The sequence below is a fragment of the Paraburkholderia sp. SIMBA_053 genome, from assembly GCF_046534895.1.
Classification (GTDB): domain Bacteria; phylum Pseudomonadota; class Gammaproteobacteria; order Burkholderiales; family Burkholderiaceae; genus Paraburkholderia; species Paraburkholderia caledonica.
Map to the genome: position 1 here is coordinate 1 of NZ_JAWRXU010001058.1, position 258 is coordinate 258.

General features: G+C 57.0%; 1 pseudogene. It reads left to right on the forward strand.

The window, feature by feature from the left end:
- Positions 1 to 187 (forward strand): annotated as a pseudogene (locus SB753_RS38865) (IS110 family transposase); the annotation flags it as partial.
- Positions 188 to 258 lie beyond the last annotated feature (71 nt).

A 258-nucleotide genomic window follows, 5' to 3' on the forward strand; every position in this document is an offset into this window, starting at 1 on the left:
GGGGGCACGTGCAGTAATGGCCAATCTCGGCGACAAGCAAGACCGGCTCAGTAGATGGATTCGCAACCTGGTCGAGCGCCGTGGTTACTGGCGGGCAGCAATCGCCATCGCGGCCAAGAACGCGCGGATGGCGTGGGCAATTCTGAAGTATGGCAACGACTTCAGGTGCGAACCCGTAGCAGCATGACGCCTTTCGCCCATCTATTAAGCACCCATGCGGGGATTAGATGATTCGAGCCTCAGGATAAAGATCACTTT